This window comes from Mesorhizobium sp. BR1-1-13, assembly GCF_020165515.1.
Classification (GTDB): domain Bacteria; phylum Pseudomonadota; class Alphaproteobacteria; order Rhizobiales; family Rhizobiaceae; genus Mesorhizobium.
On sequence record NZ_JAIUIH010000002.1, the window covers coordinates 446275 to 469846 of the forward strand.

21 protein-coding genes are annotated in these 23572 nt (G+C 64.9%); 14 read left to right on the forward strand and 7 right to left on the reverse strand.

Annotated elements, in window-relative coordinates; all coding sequences use genetic code 11:
* Positions 1-13: 13 nt before the first annotated feature.
* The 4 genes from LB533_RS06520 to LB533_RS06535 are packed head-to-tail and all read right to left on the reverse strand — an operon-like array spanning position 14 to position 4366.
* On the reverse strand, positions 14-670 hold the full coding sequence (locus tag LB533_RS06520) for a GntR family transcriptional regulator (protein WP_140638481.1): 657 nt from the start codon (positions 668-670) through the stop codon (positions 14-16).
* Between the two features lie 28 nt (positions 671-698).
* On the reverse strand, positions 699-2003 hold the full coding sequence (locus LB533_RS06525; protein WP_224676914.1) for an aspartate aminotransferase family protein: 1305 nt from the start codon (positions 2001-2003) through the stop codon (positions 699-701).
* Positions 2004-2009: 6 nt separating this feature from the next.
* Complete coding sequence (locus LB533_RS06530; protein WP_224676915.1) at positions 2010-3068, reverse strand: phosphotransferase; 1059 nt, start codon at positions 3066-3068, stop codon at positions 2010-2012.
* Positions 3065-4366, reverse strand: a complete 1302-nt coding sequence (locus tag LB533_RS06535) for an ArgE/DapE family deacylase (RefSeq protein ID WP_224676916.1) — start codon at positions 4364-4366, stop codon at positions 3065-3067. Before LB533_RS06535 ends, LB533_RS06530 begins: the two co-directional genes overlap by 4 nt.
* Positions 4367-4543: 177 nt before the next feature.
* Here LB533_RS06535 and LB533_RS06540 point away from each other — a divergent pair, with 177 nt between their 5' ends.
* The 8 genes from LB533_RS06540 (at position 4544) to LB533_RS06575 (ending at position 13576) form a co-directional block, all read left to right on the forward strand.
* Complete coding sequence (locus tag LB533_RS06540) at positions 4544-5188, forward strand: GNAT family N-acetyltransferase (protein ID WP_224676917.1); 645 nt, start codon at positions 4544-4546, stop codon at positions 5186-5188.
* Positions 5185-7908: a LuxR C-terminal-related transcriptional regulator gene (locus LB533_RS06545; RefSeq protein ID WP_224676918.1), complete on the forward strand. Its 2724-nt coding sequence runs from the start codon at positions 5185-5187 to the stop codon at positions 7906-7908. The genes LB533_RS06540 and LB533_RS06545 overlap by 4 nt, the downstream gene beginning before the upstream one ends.
* A gap of 83 nt (positions 7909-7991) precedes the next feature.
* Positions 7992-9113: a class II histone deacetylase gene (locus LB533_RS06550; protein ID WP_224676919.1), complete on the forward strand. Its 1122-nt coding sequence runs from the start codon at positions 7992-7994 to the stop codon at positions 9111-9113.
* A gap of 4 nt (positions 9114-9117) precedes the next feature.
* Complete coding sequence (gene urtB / locus LB533_RS06555; protein WP_224676920.1) at positions 9118-9975, forward strand: urea ABC transporter permease subunit UrtB; 858 nt, start codon at positions 9118-9120, stop codon at positions 9973-9975.
* Positions 9972-10958 carry a branched-chain amino acid ABC transporter permease gene (locus LB533_RS06560; protein WP_224676921.1) on the forward strand — a complete coding sequence of 329 codons (987 nt, stop codon included), beginning with the start codon at positions 9972-9974 and terminating at the stop codon, positions 10956-10958. Before urtB ends, LB533_RS06560 begins: the two co-directional genes overlap by 4 nt.
* Positions 10955-11659, forward strand: coding sequence for an ATP-binding cassette domain-containing protein (locus tag LB533_RS06565; RefSeq protein WP_224676922.1), 705 nt, complete (start codon positions 10955-10957; stop codon positions 11657-11659). The genes LB533_RS06560 and LB533_RS06565 overlap by 4 nt, the downstream gene beginning before the upstream one ends.
* A 2-nt stretch (positions 11660-11661) precedes the next feature.
* Positions 11662-12363, forward strand: a complete 702-nt coding sequence (locus LB533_RS06570; protein WP_224676923.1) for an ABC transporter ATP-binding protein — start codon at positions 11662-11664, stop codon at positions 12361-12363.
* 43 nt (positions 12364-12406) lie between these two features.
* Positions 12407-13576, forward strand: a complete 1170-nt coding sequence (locus LB533_RS06575; protein ID WP_224676924.1) for a substrate-binding protein — start codon at positions 12407-12409, stop codon at positions 13574-13576.
* A gap of 94 nt (positions 13577-13670) precedes the next feature.
* On the opposite strand, the gene LB533_RS06580 is transcribed toward LB533_RS06575, so the two are convergent.
* Both LB533_RS06580 and LB533_RS06585 read right to left on the reverse strand, forming a co-directional pair.
* On the reverse strand, positions 13671-15317 hold the full coding sequence (locus tag LB533_RS06580) for an acetolactate synthase large subunit (protein WP_224676925.1): 1647 nt from the start codon (positions 15315-15317) through the stop codon (positions 13671-13673).
* Positions 15318-15458: 141 nt separating this feature from the next.
* The gene (locus tag LB533_RS06585; protein ID WP_224676926.1) at positions 15459-16361 is read right to left on the reverse strand and encodes a LysR family transcriptional regulator; all 903 of its coding nucleotides are present in this window, start codon (positions 16359-16361) and stop codon (positions 15459-15461) included.
* A 103-nt stretch (positions 16362-16464) separates the two neighbouring features.
* Here LB533_RS06585 and LB533_RS06590 point away from each other — a divergent pair, with 103 nt between their 5' ends.
* The 3 genes from LB533_RS06590 to LB533_RS06600 all read left to right on the forward strand — a co-directional run bounded on the left by LB533_RS06590 (position 16465) and on the right by LB533_RS06600 (position 19055).
* Positions 16465-17454, forward strand: a complete 990-nt coding sequence (locus LB533_RS06590) for a zinc-dependent alcohol dehydrogenase family protein (protein WP_140638469.1) — start codon at positions 16465-16467, stop codon at positions 17452-17454.
* A gap of 242 nt (positions 17455-17696) precedes the next feature.
* Positions 17697-17993, forward strand: coding sequence for a zf-TFIIB domain-containing protein (locus LB533_RS06595; RefSeq protein WP_140638468.1), 297 nt, complete (start codon positions 17697-17699; stop codon positions 17991-17993).
* 72 nt (positions 17994-18065) lie between these two features.
* The gene (locus tag LB533_RS06600; protein WP_140638467.1) at positions 18066-19055 is read left to right on the forward strand and encodes a Tim44 domain-containing protein; all 990 of its coding nucleotides are present in this window, start codon (positions 18066-18068) and stop codon (positions 19053-19055) included.
* Between the two features lie 311 nt (positions 19056-19366).
* On the opposite strand, the gene LB533_RS06605 is transcribed toward LB533_RS06600, so the two are convergent.
* Positions 19367-20464 (reverse strand): lactonase family protein, encoded by a 1098-nt coding sequence (locus LB533_RS06605; protein WP_140638466.1) that lies wholly within the window; start codon positions 20462-20464, stop codon positions 19367-19369.
* A gap of 199 nt (positions 20465-20663) precedes the next feature.
* Between LB533_RS06605 and LB533_RS06610 the strand changes: the two genes are divergently transcribed.
* The 3 genes from LB533_RS06610 to LB533_RS06620 are packed head-to-tail and all read left to right on the forward strand — an operon-like array spanning position 20664 to position 23556.
* Positions 20664-21215: a MaoC family dehydratase gene (locus tag LB533_RS06610; RefSeq protein ID WP_140638465.1), complete on the forward strand. Its 552-nt coding sequence runs from the start codon at positions 20664-20666 to the stop codon at positions 21213-21215.
* A 2-nt stretch (positions 21216-21217) separates the two neighbouring features.
* Entirely contained in the window at positions 21218-22378 is a 1161-nt protein-coding gene (locus LB533_RS06615; protein WP_224676927.1) for a CaiB/BaiF CoA transferase family protein, read from the forward strand.
* A gap of 32 nt (positions 22379-22410) precedes the next feature.
* Positions 22411-23556 carry an extracellular solute-binding protein gene (locus LB533_RS06620; RefSeq protein WP_224676991.1) on the forward strand — a complete coding sequence of 382 codons (1146 nt, stop codon included), beginning with the start codon at positions 22411-22413 and terminating at the stop codon, positions 23554-23556.
* The last annotated feature ends 16 nt before the right edge of the window (positions 23557-23572 follow it).

Sequence of the window (23572 nt, forward strand, 5' to 3'; positions counted from 1 at the left end):
CGGGATCGCATCGTCATTCGGCCGCACGAAGGTTCCCCGCCAGCACCGCTGCCGCCATTGCGATGTCCTGTTCTATGAAGGTCCTGACGTCGGCGCCATTGCGCTGCGCCAACGCCCCGACGATCTTGCGGTGCGCCTCGTTCGACTGGGGTATGTAGCGCTCGGCCTGCATCAGGAGCTTGAGATAGGGCCCAACCCGGCCCCAGAGGTCACGGATCATGTTGAGCAGGATCGGCGCGCCGGCATGGCGGTAGATGGCAAAGTGGAAAGCCTCGTTGAGCGCAAGATAGGCCCCGGCGTCGCCCGCCTCGATCGCGCGCTGCATGCCCGCCAGCGTGGCCTGGATATCGACCAGACCGTCTTCGGTGATGCGCGAGGCGGCCATTTCACCCGCCAGCCCCTCCACAGCGACGCGGATGCGCGTCAGTTCCTCGAAGGCGGGGGCAGACAGCAAGGGAACGATGATCGAGCGGTTGTTCTGCAACTCCAGAAGCCGCTCGGCGACGAGCCGTTGCAGCGCCTCGCGGATCGGCGTCGTCGAAATGCCGAACGTCTCGGCAAGCTTACGGATGACCAATGTCTGGCCCGGGCTGAAGCCGCCCGAAATCAGCTCCTGCTTGAGCGCGCCATAGGCGCGGTCGTTCAGGGTCTGATGTTCGAGCTTCAGCATGTCGATTGCCGACCCCTTTCCTATCCCCTCACCAGCGCGACAGGGTGCGATCGAGTGTTTCGGCTAGTTGCTCGGCATTGTCCCTGGCGAACGGCAATGGCGGCCTGATCTTCAGCACGTTGCCCCGCGGACCGCATGACGAGATCAGCACGCCGTCCTCGCGCATGGCTTCGACGACCGCCGACGTCCTGGTGGCAGCCAGCGCCTCGTCCCCATCCGCCGTCAACTCGACGCCGAAATAAAGGCCGTTATGCCTGACATCGCCGACCATGCCGTGGCGACCCTGCAAAGCGCGCAGCAGCTCGCCCGTATAGGCCCCAACCGTGCGCGCGTTCTCGACCAGTCCCTCGCCTTCGATCACGTCGAGCACCGCGATGCCGACGGCGGCGGCGACGGGGTTGCCGCCGAATGTGTTGAAGTAGCCGGTGTTGGAACCGAAGGAGGCAACAAGCTGCGGCCGCACGATGACCGCGGCCATCGGATGCCCGTCGCCGATCGGCTTGCCCGTGGTGACGATGTCGGGCTCGAGGCCGTAATTGGCGAAACCCCACATGCCCTGGCCGAGCCTGCCGAAGCCGGACTGGACTTCGTCGGCAATGACGATACCGCCCGCCTTCCTGACGTGATCGGCGGCCTCGCGCATCACCGATGCATCGGGGAAGAAAATCCCGTCGCTGGAAAATGCCGAGTCGAGCAGCAGCGCCGCCGGGCGCACGTTCTGTGCGCGCATGTCCTCGATGGCGGCGGCGACATTCCTGGCGAAATCGCGTGCGGCCCGGCCCTGGTCGCGAAACGTATCCGGCGCCGCCACGGTCCTGTGCTGCGCGGGCACGCCTTTTGCCCCGACCGCTGCCGGCGACAGCTGCGCCGTGGCGATGGTGGCGCCATGATAGGCGAAATCGGTGATGATCACGCCGGTATTGCCGCTCGAATGCTGGGCGATGCGGATGGCGAGATCGTTGGCCTCGCTGCCGGTGCAGGTGAACATGGCATGGCCGAGATGGGGCGGAAGCGTGCCGAGAAGTCGTTCCGCGTAGTCGAGGATGATTTCGCTGAGATAACGCGTGTGGGTGTTGAGCGTGGCCGCCTGTCCCGATAGCGCCTCGACGACGCGCGGGTGGCAGTGCCCGACCGAAGCGACGTTGTTGTAAGCATCAAGATACTTGCGACCCTGGGCATCGTAGAGCCAGACACCGCTGCCGCGCACCAGGTGGATGGGGTTGTGGTAGAAGGCGCGGTAGGTCGGACCAAGCAGCCTGGCGCGGCGTTCGAGCAGCGCACGCTCGGACGCACCGGCGTCGGCGGAGGCATTTGCGGGCGAGGATTGGGACACGAGCGTCTACTCCGGTTTGGAATGATCGAGGAAATAGCGGCGGGCATCGCTGTGTGACAGTCCGTCCAGCCGCTCGAGCGAGGCCCAGACCTCGGTGATGAGGCGCAGCACATAATCGCGCTTGGCCGGGAAGCGCTCCGCCTGCCAGCTGGCGATGTTGGCAATGAGCGCCAGGCGGGCACGGATCAGGTCGAACAGGATGCCGATCTCCTCGGCCTCGAGCGGCTGCACCGATCGATAACCGGCGACGAAGCGCGCGGCGGGCGCCAGCGGGTGGCCGTCGGCCGGCCAGCGATAGACGGCGCCGATGGCGAGATCGCAGATCAGCGGCGAATGGATCATGTCGCCGAAGTCGAGGATGCCGCTGACGATCTCGGGCCGCGATGCGTCCATCACCACATTGTAGGAATTCATGTCGTTGTGGACGATCTGGGCGCGCAGGCTGGGGATGACGGGCGCGGCGTGCTCCTCGAAGGCATCGATGACGCGCCCGACCATGGCCCGGCGCCCGGCATCGGCGATATGCGCCAGCATGGGCCGCGTCTTGGCGACCTTGCGGATATCCCACAAAAGGTCGCTGCCGGCGGCCGGATGGAAGAAGCCGCGCAGTGCCCGGGCAAGACGAGCGAGGAAGATGCCGAGATTGCGATCTTGCGCAGCCGATACCGGCGAGCGCGAAAGCAACTGGCCGGGCAGATAGGTGACCAGCCGGATGATGCGCGGCGCCGATCCGCCGATGCCGACCGTGAACTGCGCATCGCCATCGAGGCTTTTGCGCACCGAAGGAACCGGCAAGGCAGGGTCGACCGCAAGGATGTGGTCCAGCGCCTTGTTCTGGAAATCGGTGAAGCCGGCCTCTTCCGCCGGATGCGAGATTTTCAGGACAAACTCGCCATTGCCATCGGTGCGGATGTGGAAATTGTGGTCGCGCTCCCCGGGCAAGGGCTGAGCGGTGCCGGCAAGGCCGTAGTGCCGGCGCAGGATGGCAAGCGCATCGGCGATCGAGACATCGGGCGCGTCCTCGGCCAGCGTCTCGCCGAATGCGTCGGTCACGGCGCCGGTCATGGCCTCGCCTCGGGGTCGACAGGCTCCAGCCCACACCAGTCGGCGATGAACAGCGCGATCGTCTGGGTGACCTTGCGTACGGAATCAAGGTCCACCGCCTCGTCATAGCCATGCGGCATGCGGCAGATCGGACCGTAGACGATGGCCGGCGTGTCGGCGTAGAGGCCGAAGAAGCGCGCATCGGTGGTTGCCGAGGTGACGTGTTCCTGCAGCGGCTCGCCCCAGACGGCGGTATGGCTGCGGCGCAGCACGGCCTCCATTTCGTCGGCGCCCTCCAGCACATAGCCCTCGGCCATGAAGCCGTTGTAGGTCATCCTGGGCGGGCGGTTGGCCAGGAACGGATCGGCGCGGGCCGCATCGGCGATGCACGCCTCGAGCTCCGCCCTGGCATCCTCCAGCTTCTGGCCGGGATAGGTGGCGACACGCATCTCGAACACGCAGTGCGCGGGAACGCTCGATGTCCACTCGCCGCCTTCGATCTTGCCGAGATTGAAACGGATCGGATGCGGGTGATCGCAGAAATGCTTGTCGTCGACCTTGCGCGCGTTCCAGACGATTTCGAGCTGTTTCAACGCCTGGATGATGAGGAAAGCCTTTTCGATGGCGTTGGCGCCGGCCGAGAATGCGCCCGACGCGTGCTGGGGATCGCCGTCGACCTCGACCCGGAACCAGATCGGGCCGACCTGCGCCCGCATCAGCTTCGGCTCCAGGGGTTCGGGGATGAAGGCGGCGTCGGCGCGGTAGCCGCGCTGCAGGCAAGCGAGCGCGCCATTGCCGGTGCACTCTTCCTCGACCACCGACTGTAAAAAGACCTTCGCGGCCGGTTGATAGCCAAGGCGGCGCAATGCGGCCAGCGCGTAGAGGCAGGCCGAGAGCCCGGCCTTCATGTCGCCGGCGCCGCGGCCATGCATCCAGCCGCCCTCGATGACCGGATCATAGGGATCGCGCAGCCAGCGGTCGAGCGGCCCCGTCGGAACGACGTCGATATGGCCGTTGAGGATCAGCGAGCGGCCGGTCGCGTTTCGCGGCGTATGGGTGGCGACGACGTTGAAGGCGTCGTCATAGGAGACGGCGACGGGCGAAAAGCCCGGCAGCTCGCGAATCGCATCGACATCGACACGCCACATATCCACCGTATAGCCATCCGCTTCATACGCGGCTGCCATGAAGGATTGCGCCGCGTGTTCTTCGCCGCGCTGCGAGGGAAAGCGCACGAGGTCGGCAAGGAATTCCACCTGCCGCGCGAAGCCGTCGTCGACTGCGTTCAAAATGGCCTCGTCCGCAATTCGTTCAGGCATGATATTCCGCTTTCCCTTCCATGGTGTATCATATCTCATATGCCATCTCCGTGAAATGCAAGGGACAGGCAGGCCAAAAATCTTGACCCACCCCGAGAACCCCTTGGCAGGTGAGCGCAGAGTTGGCATCAGCTTCCCGCATGCCGGTGTCGCGACGCGGCGAAAGGTCGAGGACAGATGTTGGTCACCGAAGGCAGGTTGCCTGATGAAAACACCAATCTAACGGTCGGCTATCGGCGCGTGCCGGCCGGCAAGATCGTCAATGCGGTGACATGGATGGAAGCGCTCGCACCGGTGCCGGATCTCGCGCGGCCGTTGACCATGACAAGGATCACGAAACCCGACAGTGCTTCCTACCGCACGACCTTCCTGGAGATCGGCGCTCCCTGGCTCTGGGATCGCGCTGCCGAAATGTCGGATGCCGAGATCGCCACGCATTTCGCCGATCCGCGCCAGCACCTCTATCACGGCCATGATGAAAGCGGCGCCCATTTCGGCATGGTCGAATTCTCGGTGGCCGATGACGAGATCGAGATCACCTATTTCGGCCTGTTCCCCTCCGTGACCGGCCGTGGTTTCGGCAAGCGGCTGATGGCCGGCGCGCTCGACCGGGCATGGCGCCTCAAGCCAAGCCGCATCTGGCTGCACACCAGCAGCTTCGACCATCACAGCGTCATCGGTTTCTACAGGGCCTGCGGATTTGAGCCCTTTGCGACCGGCTTCGAAATCGCCGACGATCCCAGGATCAAGGGAACATTGCCGCGTGACGCGGCGCCGCAGATTCCCTTGATCGAGACGGAATGGTGTCCCCACGCCAGATGAAAACACCTTCACAACCAGCCAGCCAGGCATCGCTCCACCACCGCCGATGGGTACGGCGCGAGAGCATCCTGTCGACGCTGGACCGGCATGTCGACACCCGCATCGTGCTGTTTTCGGCGCCCGCCGGCTTTGGCAAATCGACCACGATGGCCCAATGGATGGCTGAAACGGCACGCCTCGGCCGGCTGACGGCATGGCTGTCCTGCGAGGCGAGCGACAATGACGAAGGCGCTTTCCTCGCCCACCTGGTGGGGGCGCTTCGTCATCTCGTGCAAAATCCGGCCGAACTCGATCTTGCGTTCCAGTCGAGCCCGATCCCGCAGCTCGATGTCGTGCTTGCCGCACTGGTCGCGGGCTTTGCCGCCCGTGAGGCCGACATCACCCTGTTCTTCGACGACTATCACGCCGTCGAAGCGCCGGCCGTGAAGCGCTTCATGGAACGGCTGACGCGGCAGGCGCCTGCCAATGTCGCCTTCGTCCTCGGTTCGCGCAGCTTGCCCGACCTGCAGCTCGGCAAGCTCAGGGTGCTCGGCGACGTGTTCGAGATCGGGCCCGACGATCTGCGTTTCGCCTCATCCGAAGCCGAGGCGTTCTTCAACGACAAACTCGGCCTGAGCGTCAGCGCCACCACGGTGGAAACCTTGTGTTCCCGCGCGGAAGGCTGGGCCGCCGGCCTGCAGCTCGCTTCGCTGTCGCTGAGCGCCGCGCGTGCGCCTGAAACCGTCATCGGCAATTTCACCGGCGCCAGCCGCAACGTGGCCGACTTCCTGATGGGCGAAGTGTTCGGGGAACTGCCGCCCGACATTGCAAAATTCCTGCTCTACAGCTCGATCTTCGAACGCTTCTGCGCCGACGCCTGCCGCGCGGTGATGCGCGCTGCGGACGCGGAGGCGGCGATCACGGAAATCGAAACGCGCAATCTGTTCCTGGTGCCGCTCGACGACGAGCGGCGCTGGTTCCGCTACCATCATCTGTTCCGCGATTTCCTCAGCCGCGAAATGGAGCGGCGCGAACCGGAAATGATCGCGCCGCTGCATCTGGCGGCCTCGGAATGGTTCGGCGAACGCAAGATGCTGACCGAGGCGATCGGCCACGCGCTGGCCGCCGGCGACCAGGCCCGCGCGGCGGTGTTCGTCGAGAACAACGCGCTCGATCTCATCGCCCAATGCCAGCTGCTCTATGTGCGTCAGCTGCTGGCGCTGCTGCCAAAAAAACTGATCGATCAGCGCATCCGGCTGCAATTGGTCGTGCTGTGGCTGGCGGTGCACAGCAGCCAGCCGGAGATTGCCAAGCAGACACTCGCCTCCTCGCGCAAGCTCGTCGAAAGCGGGCCTGCTGACGGCAAGGATCCGGGCACGCTGGCCGGCACCACGATCGAAGCCGAACTCGCGGTGCTCGATGCCGCGGTACACAGCACTCTGGAGCAGTTCGAGGACGCGCGCGACACCGCATTGGCGGCCCTGCGCATCATCGCACCCGACGCCTGGTTCATGGAGGGCGCCACCGCCAACGTCATCGGCTACAATCTCTATGCGCTGGGCGATCTCGATGGCGCACGCGCCGCGGTTGATGCCGCGCGGCTGGCGCATGAACGAAGCGGCAGCCTGCTCGGCGTTACCATCGCCAACTGCTACATGGCTGTCATCGAGCGTTCGGCCGGACGGCTGCCCGCCGCCGAACGGCTGCTGCGCAACGCCATCATCGAGGCGAGGGCCCGGATCGGCGCCAATTCCTATGCCGAGGCGCTCGCCGGAACGCTGCTTGCCGAACTCGCCTATGAGACCAATTCCTCGGGCGAAGCCCTGGCGCTGGTGGAGAACCTCGGACCGCTGATCGAGGGCGCGGCGGTCATCGTCTATCCCTTGGCCAGCGTGCCGACATATGCCCGCGTGCTGCAATTGACCGGCCGCCCGGAGGCCGCGCTCGACATGCTCGACCGCGTCTACCAGCGCGTGCGCGGCACCGTGTACCGTCGCCTGGCATCGATGGTCCTGCATGACCGCATACGGATGCTGCTCGACCAGAACCGCAATGCCGAAGCGCGCGCACTGCTGACCGAGCACCGCGGCGACGCCGAAGCCCCGATGGCCATCACCACCGCCAACGAGTTCGAGTTCTTTGCCGAAGGCCGCCTGCTGACAGCCGAGAAAGCCCATGCCGAAGCGGCCGGGATTTTCGATGCTCTTCTGGCGCGGACCGGAAGCGGCGGACGCATCCGCCGGCACATACTGGCGCTGATCCTGCGCGCCAAGACGGCCAGTGCCAGCCATGACATGCGCGAAGCCGACCGTTATCTGCTCGATGCGCTGCGGCTTGCCCGACCGTCCGGCTTCATCCGCTCCTTCGTCGACGAAGGAAGGATCGCCATCGAAGGCTTGATGCGGCTGCGCGCGGCGCAGGCAAAGTCGGATCCGGCACTGTCGGCTTATGCCACGCGCATCATCGATGCGGCGCAGACGATGCCCCTCGGGACGCGCAAGCAAGCCGCGCCGGCCGCGGAGAAGGAGCAACTCACGCAGCGCGAGTCCGAACTGCTGCACTGCCTGACCGAAGGCATGTCCAATCGCGATATAGCGGTTGCCCTGTCGGTAAGCGAAACCACGGTGAAATGGCACCTGAAGAACATCTTCGGCAAGCTGGCCGTCACCAATCGCGTCCAGGCGGTGCGCGCAGCCCAGGCCGCCGAGAGCCGGCATGCCCCTCCGAAAGGAGGGGTATAGGCAACGGGCCAACCCATCCTTTCGGGTCGGGCGAAGCCTGCTCAGGCCTGTTAGCCTCAAAATCGTTTTGGAGGACGCTGCGGATGGCGACAGGTTACGTTTTTCACGAACAGCTGATGTGGCATGACACCGGCTCCAGCGCCGACATGATGCCTCCCGGCCGTTTCGTGGAGCCCGGCCGGCACCTGGAGTCACCCGGCTCGAAGCGCCGGCTCAACAATCTCATCCAGGTCAGCGGCCTGTCACGCCATCTCGTGCCGATCATCGCGGAGCCGGTTTCGGTCGAGGATCTGCTGCGCGTGCATACGCGTCGCCATGTCGACGACATCAGGATGCTCAGCGAACGCGGTTCCGGCTTCGCCGGGCCGCAGGCCCCGATCGGCCTCAACAGTTTCGACATCGCCCTTTTGTCCGCCGGCACGACCTATGCCGCCATGCGCGCCGTGCTGACCGGCCGCGTCGACAACGCCTACGCGCTGGCGCGGCCGCCGGGCCACCATGCAGAGCCCGACCAGGCCATAGGCAATTGCCTGTTCTCCAACATCGGCGTGTCCGTCCGCCGGCTGCAGCATGAGGGCCTGCTCGGCCGCGCCGCGATAGTCGACTGGGACGTGCATCACGGCAATGGCACCGAGACAGTGTTCTATTCCGACCCTTCGGTGCTGACCATTTCCGTGCATCAGGACAATCTCTATCCGACCGGACGCGGCGCACTCCGCGACAACGGCAAGGGGCCCGGCGAAGGCTATAACATCAACGTCCCGCTGCCGGCCGGCAGCGGCACCGGCGCCTATGAGGCCACGTTCGACCGCGTCATCGGCCCTGCCTTGCGCGCGTTCAAGCCGGACCTCGTCATCGTCGCTTCCGGTTTCGATGCGTCCGGCTTCGACCCGCTCGGCCGCATGATGCTCAACAGCGAATGTTTTCGCCGCCTTGCCGCACGCATGGTGGCGCTCGCCGCCGAAGTCTCGAACGGACGGCTGATGATGAGCCATGAAGGCGGCTATTCCGAGGGCTATGTGCCGTTTTGCGGCCACGCCGTTATCGAGACACTGGCCAATCACCGCACCGAGGTGGTCGACCCGCTGTCGGACCATATCGACGACTGGGCGGGGCAGGACCTGCAGCCGCATCAGGCAGCGGTGATCGATGCGGCCGAAGGCCTGCTCGCGGGCTTGCGCCAACGCCTCGCCAGCGCGGCCTGAAGCGATGGATTTCGCCATCACGACATTGCTCAATGCGCTGACGCTGATCAGCATCCTGATGCTGGTCGGGCTGGGGCTCGCCATCAGCTTCGGCCTGATGAACGTGACCAATCTGGCGCATGGCGAGTTCGTCAGCGTCGGCGCCTTCGCGGTCTACTTCATCCAGAGCATGGGCGGCTCGTTCTGGCTGGGGCTGCTTGCCGCCCCCATCGCCGGCGCGGGGGTCGGCTGCATCCTGGAATTCGCCATCATCCGCCATCTCTATTCGCGGCCGGTCTCGACCGTGCTCGCCACCTGGGGCGTCAGCCTGATCCTGCAGCAAGGGCTGGAACTGACCTTCGGTCTCGGCGCCAAGCCGGTGACGCCACCGATCGAGGGCACGTTCGACCTGTTCTTCACCGTCTATCCCGCCTACCGGCTGATCCTGATCGGCATCGCCATGGCGACCTTGCTCGGCGTGATCCTGTTGATCAGCCGGACATCCTTCGGGCTCGACATCCGCACCGTCATCCAGAACCGCGAAATGGCCGAGGGCGTCGGCATCAACACGCGCCGCACCTACGCCATCGCCTTTACCTTCGGCGCGGCCATCGCGGGCCTGGCCGGCGGCCTGGTCGCGCCACTGGCGATCGTGCTGCCGCAGATGGGGGTGAACTATCTCGCCAACGCCTTCTTCGTCGTCATCGTCGGCGGCGTCGGCTCGATCGGCGGCCTCGTCGCCGGCAGCGTCTTCGTCGGTGGCCTGACCAGCATCCTCAACTACCAGATCTCGCCATCGCTGGCGCAGGCGGTCGTGCTGCTGGCGGCCATCGTCGCCGTGCGGGTGCGACCCAACGGTCTGTTCAACAGGGCTTCGCGATGATCGCCCGGGACCGCAACTGGCTGCTGATCTTCGCGGTCTGCGTGGCACTTGCCATCGTCTATCCCATCTTCGCCGACGGCTACCAGCTGACGGTGATCCGCGACGCGCTGATCTTCGGCCTGTTCGCGGCGAGCCTCGACTTCTTCTGGGGCCGCACCGGAATCCTGTGTTTCGGCCACGCCGCCTTCTTCGGCATCGGCGGCTACATCATGGCATTGGTCACGCTCAATGACGCGATCCCCTTCGCCAGCCTTGTCGGCATCACAGGCGCGGTCGCGGGCGCGGCCGTCGTCGCCGCCATCATCGGCTACTTCCTGTTCTTCGGCGGCATCCGCGGCAGCTACTTCACCATCGTCACGCTGGCCATGGGCGTCATCTGCCAGCAGGCGGCAATCTCCTGGAGTTCGGTCACGGGCGGCGACAGCGGCCTGATAGGCATCCCGCCGATCGAATTCGATCTTGGCGGTCTGCATGTCGATCTCAGCCAGGACCTGCCTAGCTATATCTTCGTCGCGGCCATCGTGGCGGTGGCCGTGCTGACGCTGTGGTCGATCGGCCGTGGCCGCTGGGGCACGGTACTGACCGCGATCCAGGACAATGAGGTTCGGGCAGCAGCACTGGGGCACAACGCGCCGGCGCGGCTGCTGGTGACCTTCATCGCATCGGCGGCAATCGCCGGGCTCGCCGGCGCGCTTTATGTCTGCATGGCCGGGCTGGTGGCACCGGACCTCTCCGGGCTGCTTCTGTCGACGGAAGTCATCGTCTGGGTGGCGGTTGGCGGGCGCGGCACGCTGCTTGGGCCGGTGCTCGGCGCAATCTTCATCCAGCGCGCGCAGCAGCAGATCAGCAGCTTCAACCCGAGCCTGTGGCCGCTGCTGCTCGGCTGCGTCTTCGTCATCATCGTCTTCCTGCTGCCGGACGGCATCCTGTCGATCTATGCACGGCTGAAAAACCTGTTCAGGGCCCGGAGGCGCACGCAATGAGCGACGTCCTGCTGGAGGCCGAGAATGTCGGCATCCGCTTTGGCGGGCTGCAAGCGCTGGAAGGATTGAACCTTACCGTGCGCGACAAGGAACTCTGCTGCATCATCGGGCCGAACGGCGCCGGCAAGAGCACGTTCCTCAACGTTCTGACCGGCACGCTGCGCCCGACCAGCGGCAGCGTGCGTTTCCTCGGCCACGATACAGCCGGCCTGCCGCTGCACCGTATCGCCCGGCTCGGCATCGCCCGCAAATTCCAGATCCCGTCGGTGTTCCCCAGCCTGTCGGTGGAAGACAATCTGAAGGTGGCGCGCTGGGGCGCCCCCTCCCCGGCGCGCCCGGTCGGCGAGTTGATTGAGCTGGTCGCGCTCGGCAACCGCTCTGCCACGCTGGCCGGCGAACTTGCGCATGGCCAGAAGCAGTGGCTGGAGATCGGCATGGCGCTGGCGATCGAGCCGCGCCTGCTGCTGCTCGATGAGCCGACCGCCGGCATGACGCCGCAGGAGACGCTGGCGACGGCGCAGATGCTTTTGCGGCTCAAGGGCGAGTTCTCGATCGTCGCGGTCGAGCACGACATCCGTTTCGTGCGGGCGCTGAATTGCGAGACGCTGGTGCTGCACCAGGGGCGCCGGCTGCGCAGCGGCCCCTTCCACGACATCGAAGCCGACGAGATGGTCCGCGACGTCTATCTTGGGAGGCGCTGAGGATGCTGCGGACACTTGCCGTTTCGGCCGGCTATGGCCTGCTCCCGGTGCTGAACGGCATCGACCTCGGCGTCGCGGCGGGCGAAGTGGTCGGCCTGCTCGGCCGCAACGGCGCCGGCAAGACAACGCTGCTGCGCGTCATCGCCGGCGGTTTGAATGCGAGCGGCGGCGCGGTGGTTCTCGGTGACCAGGACCTTACCAATGCGCCGGCCTTCCGCCGTGCACGCGCCGGCATCGCGCATGTGCCGCAGGGGCGCGGCATCTTCAACCAGCTCACTGTGCGGCAGAACCTTGAAGTCGGAACCCGTGCCGCCAAAGATCGTGGCGACGGCGGCATTCCGGCCGACATTTTCGGCTATTTTCCGATCCTGCGCGAACGCGAGGCGCAAATCGCCGGCACGCTCTCGGGCGGGCAGCAGCAGATGCTGGCGATCGGCCGTGCGCTGTGCGGGCTGCCATCGGTGCTGCTGCTCGACGAACCCTCGGAAGGTATCCAGCCGAACATCGTCCAGACGATCGCCGAACTGGTGCCGCGCATCGCGCGCGAGCGCGGCATCGCGATCGTCCTGGTCGAGCAGAATCTCGATCTCGTCCTCAAGGCGGCGGACCGCTGCCTGGTGATGGAGAAGGGCAGGATCGTGCACGAAGGCGCGCCGGAGTCATTCGCCGACGAGAGCCTGCTGAAGGATCTTTTGGCTTTGTAAGGCGTGCATGGGGCGCGCCTGGACTGTGGAAGGGAACACAACAATGATAAGCAGAAGAACTGTCCTGAAATCCGGCGGCGCCGCGGCTGCCTTCGCCATAGTCGGCGCTCCGGCCATCCTGCGCGCGGCCGATACCGTCAAGATCGGCCTGTCGATCCCGATCACCGGCTTGCAGGCGATCCTCGGCGAGACGCTGCTCAATTGCTACAAGCTCGCCGCCGCAGAGCTCAACGCCGCCAACGGCATCGGCGGGCGCCAGGTCGAACTGTTTGTCGAGGACAACCAGACCACGACCAAGGGCTCGATCGACAAGGCGCGCAAGCTCCTCAACGAAGACAAGGTCGACGTGATCATGGGCACGATCATTTCGCCCGAGCGAAGTGCCACGCTGTCGGTGACATCGAAGGCCAAGAAGCTGTTCTTCTATCCGACCAATTTCGAGGGCGGCGAGTGCAACCGCTACTTCGTCGCCACCGGTCCGATCCCGATGCAGCAGGTCGACCCGATGATGCCATGGGTGGCGGAGAATCTCGGCAAGACGATCTACATCATGGCTTCAGACTACGCCTGGCCGCAGAAGATGACCGAGGCGATCACGGCCGCCTATGAAAAGGCCGGCGGCAAGATCATCGGCGCAGACTACTATCCGTTCGGCACGACGGATTTCGGTCCTGCCTTCCAGAAAATCAAGTCGCTGAAGCCCGATGTCGTGTGGTCGATGGTGGTCGGCAACGACGCGGTCACGCAGCTCAAGCAGTACCGCAGCTTCGACGTCAAGCAGCCGTTGATCGCGCCGCTCGACGAGGTGTTCAACAAGGACGCGCTGCCGCCCGGCGTGGCGGCCGGAACCTATGCGCCGCAGCCCTACTGGATGGCGCTGGACAATCCGGTCAACAAGAAGTTCATTTCGAGCTTCCGCGAAAAGTTCGGCCAAGAGAAGATGGTCAACGGTATCGGCGAGGCCGGCTACAACGGCCTGCACCTTTACGCGCTTGCCGCCGAAAAAGCAGGGTCGCTGAAGGACGACGACGTGCTCAAGGCACTGCCGACCATCGAGTTCGACGCGCCTCAGGGCAAGATCCGCGTCGACGCCAGCAACAACCACACGCTCTGCCATTCCTATGTCGGCAAGGCGGCGGCCGATGGCATCAGCTACGAGATCGTCAAGGACTTTGGCACGATTGCTCCGGTAACGCCCTACTGCAAGCTGTAGGAGTCCCGGCTGCGCGGCATACGGGTTTGCCCAAGCCGCGCAGCCATCGCACCGAATCTGGTCTTTGCCGGCAACGCGTTGGCGCCGGCCGCCGTCAGGTCGCCTGCACCGCCGGCAGCCGCGCGCGCAATTCCTCGACAAGCACCCTGGTGTTCTCGGAATAGTCGATGGGCACGACGACGAGATGCACGCCGCCGCCAGTGAAGGCCTGTTCCAGCGCCGGCCGGAATTCGGCGATCGCGCCGACCCTGGTTCCCTTGGCGCCATAGGCCTCGGCGTATTTGACGAAATCGGGATTGCCGAAGGTCATGCCGAAATCCGGAAACTCGTCGACCGCCTGTTTCCAGCGGATCATGCCATAGGCGTGGTCCTCGAGCAGCAGGACGACAAGATTGAGCTTGAGCCGGACGGCGGTCTCCAGTTCCTGGCTGTTCATCATGAAGCCGCCATCGCCGCAGATGGCCATGACGCGGCGCTGCGGATAGAGCAGTGCCGCCATCATCGCCGACGGCAGCCCCGCGCCCATGGTGGCCAGCGCATTGTCGAGCAGCAGCGTGTTCGCCATGCGCGTGCGGTAGTTGCGCGCGAACCAGATCTTGTACATGCCGTTGTCGAGGGCAAGGATTCCGTCGGCCGGCATCACGGAACGCACGTCATGCACGATGCGCTGCGGCGTGAAGCGGTCTTCGGTAGCGCGCGCGGCGATGCGGCTCAGAATGCCTTCGCGCAGCGGCAGCAGGGCCTGCGCGTTGGGGATTTTGCCCTCGATGCGATCCGCCAGCAGCGCCAGCGAAGGGCCGAGGTCGCCGAGGATCTCGGTCTGCGGGAAATAGACCTGCTCGACATCGGCGGTTTGATAGCCGACATGGATGACCTTCGGCCCGTTGACGCCCATGATGAAGGGCGGCTTCTCCACCGTGTCGTGACCGATGGTGATGATCAGGTCGGCCTGTTCGATGGCCTCGTGCACGTAGTCGCGTTCCGAAAGGGCCGCCGTTCCCATGTAGAGTTCGGTGCCGCCAGGCACGGTGCCCTTGCCCATCTGCGTGGTGAAATAGGGAATTTGGGTGCGCAGCACGAACTGGGCGACATCGGGCGTGACGCGCGGCCGCGACGCCGCGGCGCCGAACATCAGCAGGGGACGTTTGGCCTCGATGATCATGCGGGCGGCGCGGTCGAGCGCGCCCGCACCGGCCAACGGCAGTTCGACCGGATGCGTCGGCACCAGCGGAACCGGATCGCACTCCGCCGCCGCAATGTCTTCCGGCAGTTCCAGATGCACGGGACCCGGCCGCTCTTCCTGCGCGACGCGGAAGGCTTCGCGCACCAGCGAGGGGATCATTTTGGGCGAGACGATCTGGCGCGACAGCTTGGTCAGCGGTTTCATCGCCGCGACGATGTCGACGATCTGGAACCGCGCCTGCCTGGACGACAGGATGCCCTTCTGGCCGGTGATCATGATCATCGGCATGGCGCCGAGCAGCGCATAGGCCGAGCCGGTGGTCAGATTGAGCGCGCCGGGGCCGAGCGTGGTGATGCACACACCTGGCTTGCCGGTGAGCCGGCCATAGGTGGCGGCCATGAAGGCGGCCGCCTGCTCGTGACGGGTCAGGATGAGCTGGATCGAGGAGCGGCGGATGGATTCGACGATATCGAGATTCTCCTCGCCCGGAATGCCGAATATCCGGTCGACCCCTTCGTTCTCGAGGGCCGCCACGAACAGATCCGAACCTTTGGTCATCAACCGTCTCTCCTGCAATGTGCCCGCATACCGCCAGCTTTGCCTCATATGGCACCGGAAAGCGATGCCTCAAAGAGCCGAGGCGCCTCTTCACGGAATGTCCGCGCGATCCCAAACGAGGGTGGTCGCGAGCGCTGGCGATCAAGCCATCCGTTTCGGCAAGGCGGCCGCCAGCGCATCGACGGCAAGCCGAACTTTCAGCGGCAAATGGGGCGTCTGCAGCCAGAGGGCGTGGCAGTCATAGAGATATCGCGGCTGGTCCGGCAAGAGCTCGACCAGCGCCCCGGCCTGGATACGCTCGCGAACCAGCCACCAGGGCAACCAGGCGAGCCCCATGCCCTCGGCCGAGGCATCGGCGATGGCATCGAGATCGTCGAGCCGCAGCCGGCCGCCGGGCATGATCTCCTGTGCTGGTTGTCCTTCGCGCGGGAACAGCCACGGCTGAACGGCTTGGCCGAGCCGCCGGTAGACGACGGCATGATGATTGGCGAGGTCTTCGATCCGCCGTGGCTCGCCCTGAGTTTTCAGATAGGACGGCGCCGCACAGACAACCATGCCCTGACGCGCGACGCGGCGCGCGATCACGCCTGCCCTGTCCTCAAGATCGCCGGTTCGGATGGCAAGATCGTAGCCGTCCTCGGCAAGATCGGCGAAGCGGTCGCTGAGCGACAGGTCGAGCTCCAGCATCGGATATTGCAGCGCCAAGTTCAGCAGAACGGGTGTTACGCAGTGTCGGCCGAAATGCGCCGGCATGGTGACGCGCAGCTTGCCACGCGGTTGCGAGAGCTGGTCGGCGGCGAGTTGATCGGCAGCTTCGGCCTCGGCCAGCACCAGCCGACAGCGGTCGTAATAGGCCCGTCCGAACTCGGTGAGGCTCTGCCGGCGCGTGGTGCGGTTGAGCAGGCGCATGCCGAGACGCTCCTCCAGAAACCGGACGTGTTTGCCGACCATCGGTCCGGACAGATCGAGCGCGGCCGCGGCCGCCGCGAACGAGCCGAGGTCGACCGCCCTGACGAACACGGCCATGCTCTCAAGCCGATCCATATTCGAAACTCCTGGTTCCTACTGTTCTGCTCCCAATGCCATTTATCCAACTTCGCCTTAGCGGCATAGCTCCTTTCGGTTCAAACAATTTGGAGTAGACCGAATGGCGCGCGTCGTTCGCTTTCATCGGCATGGTGGCCCCGAGGTCCTGCGGATCGAAAATGTGGACCTTCCCCAACCCGGCCCGGGCGAGGTTCAGATCCGCGTCAAGGCGCTCGGCCTCAATCGCGCCGAGGCGCTGCTGCGCGCGGGCACCTATATCGAGACGCCCACCCTGCCCTCCGGGCTTGGCCTGGAGGCCGCAGGCCTCATCGAGGCGGTCGGTGAAGCTGTGACGGGTCTGGCTCCGGGTGATGCCGTCAGCGTCATCCCGCCGCAATCGATGATCCGCTGGCCGGCCTATGGAGAGCTTGTTACCTATCCCGCCGGGCTCGTCGTCAAAAACCCGATATCACTCGACTGGCAGACCGCGGCCGCGATGTGGATGCCGTACCTCACCGCCTATGGCGCGCTGATCGACATCGCCAGGCTGCGCAACGAGGACTTCGTCGTCATCACGGCAGCCTCGAGCAGCGTCGGGCTTGCCGCGATCCAGATCGCCAACAGCGTCGGCGCGACGGCGATCGCGGTGACACGGACCTCGACGAAGAAGCAGGCCCTGCTCGGCGCCGGCGCGGCTGAAGTCGTGGTCCTGGCCGAGGAGGATCTGGAGACGCGGCTAGGCCGGATCGCCGGGCCCCGAGGCATGCGCATCGTGTTGGACGCGATCGGCGGCCCGATCTTCGAGCCGCTCGCGGCGGCGATGTCCCGTGGTGGCATTCTCATCGAATATGGCGGGTTGAGCCCCGAGCCGACGCCGTTTCCCTTGCCCGCCGTGCTTGGCAAGACATTGACGCTGCGCGGCTACCTCGTCCACGAGATCACCGGCGACCCAGCGAAGCTGGAAGCCGCCAAGGCGTTCATCCTCGAAGGGCTGGAGGCCGGCGCGCTGAAGCCGATCATCGACAAGACCTTCCCGTTCGAGCACATCGTCGAGGCGCATCGCTATCTCGAATCGAACGAGCAGTTCGGCAAGATCATCGTCACGGTCTGAGCAGCCAGCATAGGGCCATCGAAACCAAGCGCTCGAAGCACGATGATGTCTGCGACAGGGAACAAATCCGTCCTTGCGGACAATATCGCTCTTGAAGGCGCGGTTCTCCATTCCTAACTCTCGCATGCGGGCCGGGCCCCTCTGACTGTCGCACTTCGCGACCGTGATGTCGGACCGCTTTAACGGGCCCGTTTCCATCCTTTCGGTCAAGCGGGCTCATCTCTTTTGGTTTGGAGTCCCATATGACCTCTTCTTCCCTTCTCGGCCTGGTTTGCCCCTCCTGCCGCGTCGCGCTCGTGATGAGCGAACGCCAGGGTATCGAGATCGATTATTGCCCGCAGTGCCGTGGCGTCTGGCTTGACCGCGGCGAACTCGACAAGATCATCGAGCGATCGGCCAAGGAAGCCTCGGCCGCGTCACAGCCGGCAGCGTTCTCCCAGCCCCAGCATGGCCGGGACCGCGATGACGACTATGCCCGTTCGCAGGGCCACCGCTATCCAAAACGGAAGAAATCGTTCTTCGAAGAGCTGTTCGATTGACCGCACCACGCCGGTAGCTGGTCCGGCGTCTGTCGAGAATTTCCGAAACCCCGTCGATAAAGGTTCATCCCGATGACTTCCCGCACAAGCCGATTTGCCGCCCTGTTTGCCGGACTGTTCCTGGCATTCTCAATGGTCGCGATCGACCATGCCGAGGCCCGTCGCGGCGGCAGTTTCGGCAGCCGCGGCATGCGCACGTTCCAATCGGCGCCGCCGACCAGGACCGCTCCGGCGCCGACCGCTCCGGTCGAGCGTTCGATGACACCCAACACCGGCGTGAACACCGCGGCCCGGCAGCCGCAGGCCGGCCTGCAGAGGCCCGGCTTCATGAGCGGCTTCGGTGGGACAATGATGCGCGGCTTGCTGATCGGCGGCCTGATCGGGCTGCTCCTGGGCCAAGGCTTCGGCGGGCTGGCCGGCATGTTCGGTTTCCTGCTGCAGGCCTTGCTGATCGGTGGCGCCATCATGCTGGCAATCAGGTTCTTCCGGTCGCAATCCGAGCGTGGCCCCGCCCCTGCGCTCGCCGGCGCCGGCAATGCCTCGCGATTTGAAAACCGCGCCGCCGGACAGAGCGATGCGAACAATGTGCGTTCCTTCACAATTCCTGGCTTTGGCGGCGGTTCAGGCGGAGGCTCCGCGGCGGCCACCGGTTCCGATGAGATCCGGCTCGCCCAGGCCGACCTCGACGCATTCCAGCAGCTGTTGAGCGATGTCCAGGCAGCGTTCGGGCGTGAAGATCATGCCGCCTTGCGGCGTGCGGTGACGCCCGAAATGGTGTCCTATCTGTCGGAAGAGCTGGCCGACAATGCGAAAAAGGGCCTCAGGAACGAGGTATCCGACGTCACCCTCCTGCAGGCCGACATCGCGGAAAGCTGGCGCGAGGATGACCGCGACTATGCCACGGCGGCCCTGCGTTATGAATCGCGCGACGTGATGCGCGAACGGGCCAGCGGCAGGGTCGTAGAGGGCGACGAGGATCATCCCACGGAGACGACTGAGCTGTGGACCTTCACGCGTCAGAATGGCTCGAGCTGGAAGCTCTCGGCAATACAACAGGCCTGAGCTCCAGAGTGCGAACTCGAGTAGACAAAGGCGCCTGACGACGGCCGGTCCGGCTATGTCAGCAGCCTTCCATGGCCGGCATCTGCTCAAGATAGGAATTTTTTCTTGACTGGGTGCAGGCAGCTATGGTAGATATTTATCTATGGTGCTGAGTTGCGCCAGGAACCCGCCGCGCAGGCGGGTTTTTTCGTTCAAGGCTCCGTCAACAGCTCCGGCGAAGGGTCCGAGCGATCCATCAGCTCGATTTGTTTGCCTTGGCCTGAGCTCCGGCCCGTTCAGTCCGAGGCTTCGATGCCGATGTTGCGCACGGTTCACCGCACGAGCTTGACGCACATCGGCGTGCCGATCTCGATGGCACGGCCGGTGTCGGTCAGCCCGCCGCTCTCGGCGTCGCGCGCGAAGATCGATATGCGGTCGGCATTCTGGTTGGCCGAGAACAGGTGGCCGCCGGACGGCGTCAGCGCCAGGTTGCGCGGCGTGGCGCCCCCGCAAGGGACATAGCCGAGGAGGCTCAGCGCGCCACTTCTCTGGTCGACGGCCATGATGACCACACTGTCATGGCCTCGGTTGGAGCCGTAGAGGAAGCGGCCGTCGGGCGAAATCTGGATATCGGCGCAGTGGTTGGCCTGGCGCGCCTCGGCCGGCACGGCCGGCCTGGCGTCGATGATCGAGAGCCTGCCGCTCGCCTCGTCCAGCACCATCGACACGATGGTCGAATCCAGCTCGTTCATGACGAAGACGAAACGGCCGTTCGGATGCAAGGCCAGATGGCGCGGACCGGCGCCCGGCGGCAAAGCGGATTCGGCAAGTTTGGTCAGATTGCCATCGTGCTCGATCCGGTAGGACACCAGCCGGTCGATGCCGAGATCGGCGACGATGGCCATTCCGCCGGCGATGATTTCGGTGACGCTATGGGCATGCGAGCGCTCCTGCCGGGCCGCGTTCGGGCCGGTGCCCTTGTGCGAAACGCTGGCCAGAGGAGCGGACAAGGCGCCATCCCTGTCGAAGCCATAGACCGCGACTGCGCGATCCGGACCGCTCTCGCCCATGCCGTAATTGGCGACCAGCAGCTTCGTGCCGTCGCGGCTGATGGTGTTATGCGCTGTGATGCTGCCGAGCGAGGGCTGCTTGTTCAGGTAAGTAAGCGTGCCCGAGGCGCGGTCGAAGCCGTAGGCCGAAACCGTTCCTTCGCGCCAGGCGAACACTTCCGAATTGGCGTAGAGGCGCGAACCGTCCGGCGTCACCGACAGGAAGGTCGGATTGTCGATGTCACTGGTCTCGGCCAGTTTGCGTGTTTCCAGCGTCTCCTCGTCGAAACTGTAGACGCCGAGACCGACGCCGCGTGCGCCCTGGAAATAGGGCGCCTCCCGGTTCAGGCTGCCGACAAAGACCAGACAGGCATCGCGCATGTTTTCCTCCCTGTCCGCTCGCGCTCGGGCGCAGCGGAAACAGCCAAAATTTCGCCTGTCCTCGCTTGCAACGCAACCCCATATGTGAAAATACTATTTACAAAAGAAGATTGACGGGAGGAGACGTCGTGCAATCTGGCGCCTTGATGCGTGTTCCGAAACTTGTGCCGTGCCTCGCGCAGGGCTTCCGGAGCCAGCGATGAACGACTTCGCACCGACTGTCGGCGTCGCCTCGACGCACCCGGCCAACATGCCCGAGGCGCATGCGGCCCTGCCGGTTTGGAACGCCGAGAACTGGTTCTACGAGGACTGGCCGGTTGGCCAGAAAATCCGCTCGTTGCGCCGCACCATGGCCGAAGGCGACAGCCACCTCTTCAATACGCTGGTACTCGACATCCATCCTTACGTGCAGGACCAGATGTTTGCCGAAACAGAGGGCATTTTCGGCAAGAGGCTGGTGGCCGGCGCTTTTGTCTTCTCGGCTGGCTTGGGACTCGTCGCAACCAACTGCGTCAATGCGTTTTCCTATGGCTACGACAAGCTCCGCTTCATAAAGCCCGTCTTCATCGGCGATACGATCTATTCGATCCGCTCCAACCTCGACAAGATGCCGCGCTACAAGGAAATGGGGCTGATCCGCGCCAGTTATGAGGTGTTCAAGGGCGAAGGCGAACTCGTTCTCTATTGCGAGCATCTGCAGACGGTGAAGTACCGCAACCCTGCCGATTTCGTCGGCAAGACGGAGAAGTAGAAATGCCGGCAGCAACCGAATTGCCGCTTGCCGGTCTCGTCGTCGTCGACATGAGCCAGTTCCTGTCCGGGCCTTACTGCTCGCTCAGGCTGCTGGATCTCGGCGCCCGCGTCATCAAGATCGAGCGTCCGGACGGCGGCGACCTGTCGCGCCGGCTCTATCTCAGCGACACCGAGATCGGCGGTGATTCCACCATCTTCCATGCCATCAACCGGGCGAAGGAAAGCCTCGCCATCGACCTCAAGGACGAGGCGGATCTCAAGGCGTTGCGCGGCCTGCTGGGCAAGGCCGACGTGCTGATCCAGAATTTCAGGCCGGGTGTCATCGAACGGCTCGGCCTCGACTACGAGGCGGTCCGCAAGATCAACCCGTGCCTGGTCTATGCCTCGATCAGCGGCTATGGCGAGGAAGGCCCATGGGTCAAGCGGCCCGGCCAGGACCTCCTGGCGCAGGCGCGCTCCGGGGTGATGTGGCTAAACGGCGACGAGGACCAGGGGCCGGTGCCGTTCGGGCTTGCCATCGGCGACATGCTGGCGGGCGCGGCATGCGCGCAAGGCATACTGGCCGCCCTTGTGCGGCGCGGCATCACCGGCCAGGGCAGCCATATCGAAACCAGCCTGCTGGAAGCGCTGGTCGACTTCCAGTTCGAGGTACTGACCACGCATCTCAATGATGGCCGCCGTTTGCCGCGCCGCTCCAGCTTCCGCAGCGCGCATGCCTATCTGTCGGCACCTTACGGCGTCTATCCCGCCAAGGACGGTTACCTCGCCATCGCCATGACGCCGATCCCGAAACTCGCCGATCTGCTGTCGCTGGAGGAACTGGCGCCCTACCGCGACGAGCCGGCATCGTGGTTCACGGCGCGCGACGACATCAAGGCGATCGTCGCGCAGCGGATTGCCACCAGGACGGTCGACGAGTGGCTTGGCGTTCTCGAACCCGCCGACATCTGGTGCGCCAAGGTGCTGACCTGGCCGGAAATGCTGGCAAGCGGGGGCTTCCAGTCGCTCGACATGCTGCAGACGGTGACGCGCGAGGACGATGTCTCGATCCTCACCACCAGCTCGCCGCTCAGGGTCGACGGCGTCAGGGCCAAGGTCGATCGGGCAGCACCGCGCATCGGCGAGCATAGCGCCGCGATCCGCGAGGAGTTCGGCCTGTGACCACGCGCTTCCTCAAGCCCACGCTCAGGGGCATGACCTGGAACCATCGGCGCGGCTATGATCCGATGGTCGCCTGTTCGTCGCTGTGGAAGCAGAGAACCGGCATTGCCGTCGAATGGGACAAGCGTTCGCTGCAGGATTTCGAGTCCTTCCCGGTCGAGGAACTGGCGCGCGCCTATGATCTGATCGTCATCGACCATCCGCATGTCGGCCAAATCACCGCAGAACGCTGCCTGGAGCCGCTCGATGTCGCCGGCCGCGAGGCGGAACGCGCAGCACTTTCCTCCGGCAGCGTCGGCCAGTCCTATCCGAGTTATACATGGCAAGGACGGCAGTGGGCGTTTCCCATCGATGCCGCGACGCAGGTGCAGGCATGGCGACCCGATGCGCTTGACGCACCGCCATCGCGATGGAGCGAAGTGCTCGATCTCGCCCGGCAGGGGCGCGTGCTGCTGCCGTTGCGGCCACCGCATTCTATGATGGTGTTCTTCACGCTCGCAGGCAATCTCGGGCACGCTTGCGCGACCGACCCATCGCGCGATCTCATCGACGGCGAGGCCGGCAGCGAGGTCTTCGAGATAATGCGAGAGATCGCCGCGCTGGTCGACACGGCCTGCTTCGAGATGGACCCGATCGCCGTCTCGGAGCGGATGGGTGAGGCCGGATCCCCGATCGTCTGCTCGCCGCTGATCTATGGCTACGTTTCCTACGCGATGGCCGGGTTTCGCCCACATCTCCTGGCTTTTGGCGACATTCCTGTTGTCGGCGCCAACGGCCCGGTTGGTACGGCGCTTGGCGGCACAGGCATAGCGGTATCGGCCTTCTCGAAGGCGAAAGAGGCGGCAACCGATTTCGCCTACTGGCTCGCCAGCGGCGAGGTCCAGCGGGGCCCCTATGCCGCGGCCGGCGGCCAGCCCGGCCATGCCGCGGCCTGGGAGGATCAGGCCGTCAATGCGGCGACCGGCAATTTCTACAGCGATACGCGCGCGACACTGGAGGGCGCATGGGTGCGGCCACGCCATGACGGCTACATGGCGTTCCAGCAGGCCGCGTCCGACCGCGTCAACTCCGGCATGACCTCAGGGCATCGTTCCAGCCACGTCATTGCCGATCTCAATCGCCTGTTTCGGCAGAGCGCCCCGGCGCAGGCGACCGGCACTGCCGGTGGAGGAGCCTGAAGAAAATCGAACGGAG